This is a genomic window from Variovorax sp. 20P10.2.4 (genome assembly GCF_058244205.1).
On the sequence record NZ_JBZAYE010000766.1, the window covers coordinates 1 to 3110 of the forward strand.

The window sequence follows — 3110 nt, forward strand, 5'->3', positions numbered from 1 at the left end:
GAGCGCGCGTCCGAAGGCGCGCGCATTCGAGGCGCCCTGCGGCGTGGGGTTGCGGCTGCCGACCACGGCGAGGCTGTGGTCGAGCTGGGTCAGGTCGAAGGCTTCGGCGCCCAGCACGTGCAGCATCAGCGGCGGGTCGGCGGTCTCGAGCAGCGAACGCGGATAGCCGGGGTCGCCGAGCGTGACGATGCGGCGCACCACCGCGCCCTCGCCGTCCTCGCGCTGGCGCAGCCAGAGCTGGGTCTGGTCGATCAGCGCCTGCAGGTTGGGCGGCATCTGGCGCAGCGCCGCGGCCTGGGCCTCGCTCACGACCTGCTGCAGCGCGGCCTCGGTCTGGGCGAATATGTCTGCGGGCAGGCCGAACGCGGCCAGCAGGCGACGGGCGGCGCCGTCGCCGATGCCCGGCGTCATCGACAGCCGCAGCCAGCCCGCGAGTTCTGCGCGGTCCACGCGGGAACCGGGTGGGTCAGGGGTTGACGATGAAGTCGCCGGCGCGCGGGGTGTCGTTGATTTCGAGCACCAGCGCGTACGAGACCTTCTCGAAGGGGCGGAACACCATCAGCAGGCCGATGCGTTCGTTCGGCAGCTTGATGGTTTCCTTCTTCTCGCCGGTGCGGTCGAGGATGGTCTCGCCGTTCTTGAGGATCGCCAGCACGTGGCCGCTGTCGATGCCGTCGCGCGTGCCCTTGTTGATGGCCACCACCTGGTTCTGCGCCGCGAACTGCACCGCGTTGCCGTAAACCGACACGATGCGGCCCTCGACCTGCGTGGAGGGCGCGCGTGGCGCGTAGCTCAGCAGCTGGCGCGGCGGCTCGGGCAGCAGGCGGTCGCCGGCGCGGATTTCCTCGCGCGCCGCGATCACGTCGACGGTGGCGGGCACGACCGTGATGTAGTCCTTGTCGTCCTTGGTCTCGACCGTGGTCGATTCGCCGCGCTGCAGCCGGACCTTGCCCAGGTACTGGGCCTCGTAGCCGAGGATCTCGCCGGTGCCGGGGTCCTTCAGCGGCGTGGCGTTGCGGAACACGCGGTAGTTCTGGAGCGGGCCCGGCACCTCGACCAGCGGCGAATCCTTCTCGCCGCGCGCATAGGCGCGGTCGCCGCGCGACAGCAGCACGCGGCTGTCGTTGCCGGCCACGATGCGCGGCGCGGCTTGCAGCGTGTTCTCGTCGACCACGATCGGCTCGCTGAGGAAGGGCTCGATCAGGCTCGGGTTGAGCGTGGGCAGCGCCATGCCGGACAGCGAGTCGAAACGGGTGCGCGGCGTCAGCTTGATGGTGCCGCCCTCGCCGCCGGCGCCGCGGCGCGTGGTGAGGCGGGCGCGGCCGCCGCTCTTGTCGAGGTAGAGAACCTGGCCCGGGTAGATGCGGTGCGGGTTCGCGATCTCGTTGATGTTCATGCCCCAGAGCTCGGGCCAGCGCCAGGGACGCAGCAGGTACAGGCGCGAGATGGCCCAGAGGGTGTCGCCGGGCTTGACCGTGTACTCGTCGGGCGCGTTGGGCGCCAGCTCGCTCAGCGGCACGCCGGCCTGGGCGGTCTGCTGGGCCGTGGCGCGCTGCTGGGCGGTGATCGGATAATTCTGCGCCCAGGCCGCCGTGGTGCCGACGCCACCTGCCGCAACGACCGCGAGGACTGCCAGGGAGGCGGAGAGGTTCGTGCGGCGGGCCGGGGTTGGGAGCTTTTTCATGTCTGGATGGGTGAGCGCACGACGTATCGTGGCGCATACGAATCTCACAATTTGCTACGAATTCTGGCGCCAAGCCCCCGGAAGGGCAACGTTTATCCGGCAAACGCGCGGCCCGCGGCCGCCGAATTGGCGAAAATAGCCACAACTTCCCCCCGATTTCATGGCCAAACGAATCATTCTGAGTTACCCGGACAAGCGCCTGCACACGGTGGCCAAGCCCGTGCAGGGCGTGGACGCGCGCATCAAGACCCTGGTCGCCGACATGCTCGAGACCATGTACGACGCCAATGGCATCGGTCTGGCCGCGACCCAGGTCAACGTGCACGAACGGATCGTGGTCATCGACGTCTCCGAAGAGCGCGACCAGCCGCTGGTGCTGATCAACCCCGAGATCACCTGGGCCAGCGAGGAGAAGGTCATCAACGAGGAAGGCTGCCTCTCGGTGCCCGGCATCTACGACGGCGTCGAGCGCTCGACCGCGGTCAAGGTGCAGGCGCTCGACCTCGACGGCGAGCTGCGCAGCATCGAGGCCGACGGCCTGCTGGCCGTGTGCATCCAGCACGAGCTCGATCACCTGCTGGGCAAGGTCTTCGTCGAATACCTGTCGCCGCTCAAGCGCAACCGCATCAAGAACAAGCTGCTCAAGCAGCAGCGCGAGGACGTGCGCGAAGGCAGGGCCTGACCGATGGCCGTTGGTGCCTTGACCCGCCTGCCCCTTCCTTGCGCCGCCGTCCTGCTGGTGCTCGCCGGCTGCGCCAGCGAACCCACCCGCATCGTCCCCGGCACCTCGGCCGCCGAAACCCTGCAGCGCCTGGGCGAGCCCACGGGCCGCTATCCGCTGAACGGCGGCGGCGAGCGGCTGCAGTACTCGCGCACGCCGGCCGGTTTCGAGGTCACCGACATCGACCTCGATGCCGCCGGCAAGGTGGTCTCGGTAACCCAGGTGCTCGACGAGCGCCGCTTCGACCACGACATCCAGGTCGACAAGTGGCGCCAGAACGACGTCATGGCCTTCTACGGCCGCCCCTATGAGATCCGCCGCGTGACCTCCTTCGACGGCAATGTCTGGACCTGGCGCTACAAGTCGGTGAACGAGCGCCGCCTGCTCCACATCTACATCGACCCCGCCGGCGTGGTGCGGCGCTACCACACAGGCGACGACCTCGACTTCGATCGGCTGCGCCGGTGAGCCCGTTGCGCGTCGTTTTTGCGGGCACGCCCGAGTTCGCGCGCGTCGCGCTGGAGGCCATCGCGGCCGCCGGCCACGACGTGGCGCTGGTGCTGACCCAGCCCGATCGCCCGGCCGGCCGCGGCATGAAGCTGCAGGCCTCGCCGGTCAAGCAGTGCGCGCTGGCCAAGGGCTGGCCCGTGGCGCAGCCGCGCAGCCTGCGACTCGACGGCAAGTACCCCGACGAGGCCGCCGCCG

At 69.5% G+C, this 3110-nt stretch carries 4 protein-coding genes and 1 pseudogene; 3 read left to right on the plus strand and 2 right to left on the minus strand.

Going from position 1 to position 3110, the window contains the following annotated elements; translation table 11 throughout:
* Together AC27VN_RS37130 and AC27VN_RS37135 are read right to left on the minus strand one after the other, a co-directional pair.
* On the minus strand, positions 1-450 hold a 450-nt coding region (locus AC27VN_RS37130), incomplete at its 3' end, for a DNA-processing protein DprA (RefSeq protein WP_490879881.1).
* Positions 451-466: 16 nt separating this feature from the next.
* Complete coding sequence (locus AC27VN_RS37135) at positions 467-1684, minus strand: LysM peptidoglycan-binding domain-containing protein (protein ID WP_093351309.1); 1218 nt, start codon at positions 1682-1684, stop codon at positions 467-469.
* A gap of 160 nt (positions 1685-1844) precedes the next feature.
* Between AC27VN_RS37135 and def the strand changes: the two genes are divergently transcribed.
* From def to AC27VN_RS37150, 3 genes and pseudogenes are all read left to right on the plus strand, one after another.
* Entirely contained in the window at positions 1845-2366 is a 522-nt protein-coding gene (gene def, locus AC27VN_RS37140; protein ID WP_490879882.1) for a peptide deformylase, read from the plus strand.
* Between the two features lie 18 nt (positions 2367-2384).
* The gene (locus AC27VN_RS37145; protein ID WP_490879883.1) at positions 2385-2873 is read left to right on the plus strand and encodes a hypothetical protein; all 489 of its coding nucleotides are present in this window, start codon (positions 2385-2387) and stop codon (positions 2871-2873) included.
* Between the two features lie 5 nt (positions 2874-2878).
* Positions 2879-3110: pseudogene (locus tag AC27VN_RS37150) on the plus strand (methionyl-tRNA formyltransferase); the annotation flags it as partial.

Coding starts and splice junctions, on each gene's coding strand:
- AC27VN_RS37135 (WP_093351309.1), bottom strand. CDS start 1,684: ATGAAAAAGCTCCCAACCCCGGCCCGCCGCACGAACCTCTCCGCCTCC.
- def (WP_490879882.1), top strand. CDS start 1,845: ATGGCCAAACGAATCATTCTGAGTTACCCGGACAAGCGCCTGCACACG.